The 3,080-nt window shown below is 62.7% G+C and carries 3 protein-coding genes; 2 read left to right on the plus strand and 1 reads right to left on the minus strand.

Annotated elements, in window-relative coordinates:
- Positions 1-1,125 (minus strand): transglycosylase SLT domain-containing protein (locus HX846_RS11890; RefSeq protein ID WP_178965430.1); only part of this gene is annotated, 1,125 nt, incomplete at its 3' end.
- A 238-nt stretch (positions 1,126-1,363) separates the two neighbouring features.
- Here HX846_RS11890 and HX846_RS11895 point away from each other — a divergent pair.
- Both HX846_RS11895 and HX846_RS11900 read left to right on the plus strand, forming a co-directional pair.
- Entirely contained in the window at positions 1,364-2,170 is an 807-nt protein-coding gene (locus HX846_RS11895) for a TatD family hydrolase (protein WP_102368436.1), read from the plus strand.
- A 96-nt stretch (positions 2,171-2,266) separates the two neighbouring features.
- The coding region (locus tag HX846_RS11900; RefSeq protein ID WP_178965431.1) for a methyl-accepting chemotaxis protein at positions 2,267-3,080 on the plus strand (814 nt) is incomplete at its 3' end.

Here is a 3,080-nt window from a genome sequence, read left to right on the forward strand (position 1 = left end):
CAGGTACCGCGCGCCCGCCTGCACATTGTTGTCCAGGCTTTCGATGTTGTTCACCCCGACCCGCTGCGCCGCCGATGGCGTGATCTGCATCAGCCCGGTGGGGCCGCCGCTGCTGCGAGCGCCAGGGTCCAGGGCAGACTCCTTGAACGCCAGCGCGGCCAGGTTCAGCCAGTCCATGCCCTGCTCGCGGGCATGCTTTTGCAGCACCGGGCGCAGTTTTTCCAGGCGCTGGCGGTCGACGCGAGCCAGTGGATAACGTACCTGGTAGAGGCGGCGGTAGATGCGCTGGAACGCCACATCCTGATCGGACGGCGTGCGGTAGGTCTTGAGGAAGCGATCAATACTGGCCCGCAGCATCGAGGCATCCTGGCGCACAAACCAATACTCTTCGCCCGGCTCGCTGATGGTCACTTGCCGGTCGAAACGCAGCTTGGGCAGGATCTTCGCCCAGCGTTCGGCAATCGGCCGCTCGACAATGGTCAGGTGGAAAATCCCGGCCTGTACCATCTCCAGCACGTCCTCTACCGCGAGGCTCGGATCCACCCATTCCACCTTCACCGGCGGCAATTTGTGCAGCGCCAGCTTCTGGTTGACCTGGCTGATCGCGTCCGACGCGGCACTGCCCGTGGTCAAGGCCAGCGTGCGCCCGGACAGTTGCTCCAGCCGGGTAAACCGCCGCTCGCCCTTCAGCCCCACCAGCCATAACGGCACGTCGCTGGCGATCGGGTCGCTGGTGGCAATCTTGTGGGCGGCCTTCACATCCAGCAATTCGCCGGGTGCCACCAGGTCGCCCTCGCCACGGGCCAATGCGCCAATCAGCTGATCCTTGGCCTTGGGAATAATCTTGAGGTTGATTTCCTCGCCGTCACGGGCGTGACCGTTGAGGTATTGCTCGAAAGCGCGCAGGCGATGGTATTCAACACCGATGGCCTGGCCCTGGACTTCGCCGGAACTGTTGCGGCTCTGGTTGACCAATACCCGCAAGGTGCGGCTGCTGCGGATTTCCGCAAGGTCGCGGACCTTGCCGGGCCGGGTCACTTCCAGCGGCCCGTCCAGACGCGCAACCGCCGCCATGGGCAGCAGTAACGTCAGGCACAACACAAGCAACGCCGAGGGTCGGATCATCCGCTCTCCGGAAGAAAGAATACTGCCCATTGCTTCGCGAAAAACGAGGCGTTGGGGGACAGAAACAGAGCGCCATGAGCGCAGGCTTTGGGCGCAAGGGTGGCACGGCAGATGGCGACAAACCAAACACGGTGTTACTTGCGACTTTCAAAGACAGCTTTAACTCGTTGTAGTTCTTGGCTTTTCTTATAAATCTACAGCTCTGATATGCTTTCCGACCGCAGGCGGAGGTAGCACCATGCAACTCATTGATATCGGCGTCAACCTGACCAACCCAAGTTTCGACGAAAAGCACCAGGCCGTTCTCGACCGTGCCTACGCCGCCGGGGTGAGCCAATTGGTGCTCACCGGTACCAGTGTCGATGGCAGCGAACAGGCCCTGGAGCTGTGCCAGCAACTGGACGAAAGTGGCCAACGCCTGTTCGCCACCGCCGGCATTCACCCCCACTCTGCCAGTGACTGGAACGCCGAAAGCGCCAGGCGCCTGCGCGGCCTGCTCAAGGAAAGTCGCGTGCGTGCGGTGGGTGAATGCGGGCTGGATTTCAACCGGGATTTCTCACCGCGCCCCCAGCAGGAAAAAGTCCTCGAAGAACACCTGGCCCTGGCCGTGGAGTTGAAGCTCCCGGTATTCCTCCACGAACGTGACGCCAACCAGCGCCTGCTGGAAATCCTGCGGGACTACCGCGATCACCTGTCGGCCGCCGTGGTGCACTGCTTCACCGGCGAGCAGCGGGCGCTGTTCAGCTACCTCGACCTGGACCTGCATATCGGTATCACCGGCTGGATCTGTGACGAGCGCCGTGGGACGCACCTGCATCCGCTGGTCAGGGAAATCCCCCGGGGCCGCCTGATGCTGGAAAGCGACGCGCCCTACCTGCTGCCTCGCACCCTGCGGCCCAAGCCGAAAAACGGTCGCAACGAACCCGCCTATTTGCCGGAAGTCCTGCGGGAGGTCGCGTTGCACCGCGAAGAAACCGCGGAAGACCTGGCGCAACACAGCACCGCCTGTGCCCGCGCCTTTTTTGGATTGCCTGTGCCGGATTGACGCGGCGCATTGACCCATATCAAAACCCGGCATCCCGATAGCGGCACAATAATGGCACCTTGCCAATGCTGTTTCCGCTATCAGAGAAAACCTTCCATGGGTGCCTGGCTTAGCAACATCTCGCTGAAGTACAAATTCTGGGCCGTGAACGCGGTCGCCTTCATCACTACCCTGCTGCTGGTGTTGTACGCCGTGCAGCTCGAACAACAGGCCCGCAGCCAGGCCGCGCAAGCGTCGGCGCAAGCCCAGGGGCGCTTGCTCGGTGCCTGGCCCGCCGGCCAGCCACTGCCCAAGGGCGAGCACTGGCTGACGTTTGCCAGGGGCAAAGTCCCACAACTGGGCGACGAAGATCTGTCAGCCCTGGCCAACGCCAGTGGCTGGGTGGATTTCAATCACATGCCACTGTTCGGCGAAAACCCGCTGATGGGCGCCGAAGTAATCAGCCGTGCCGACGGTCAACAGGTCGCCGTGCTGGCCTACGGGCCCAGCTTGAGCCAAGTGTTCGAAGAACGCTTCGCCAACTACGCCGTAGCGGTGATGATTCTGATGCTGGCCATGCTCGGCGCCTCACAGCTGCTGATCCGCTTTCTCCTCAGCCAGCTCAACACCTTGAAAGACGTGATGCTGCACGTCGAGAAAACCGGCGACCTCTCGGCCCGCGTCCCCCTGGCCTGCAAGGATGAAGTCGGGCAGATGGCCAGCGCCTTCAACGCGATGCAGGCGGGTTATCAACGGGTGGTCAACACGGTTGCGCGCACCGCCAGGCAACTGGACGACGGCGCCGCACGCCTGGCCAGCAGCATGAACGAGGTGCAGCACGGCATGCTCGGCCAGCAAAGCGAAACCGACCAGGCCGCCACGGCGATCAACGAGATGACCGCCACCGTCTACCACATCGCCCAGCACGCCG

The sequence above is a fragment of the Pseudomonas sp. K5002 genome (assembly GCF_013386655.1).
In the GTDB taxonomy this organism is placed as follows: Bacteria; Pseudomonadota; Gammaproteobacteria; order Pseudomonadales; family Pseudomonadaceae; genus Aquipseudomonas.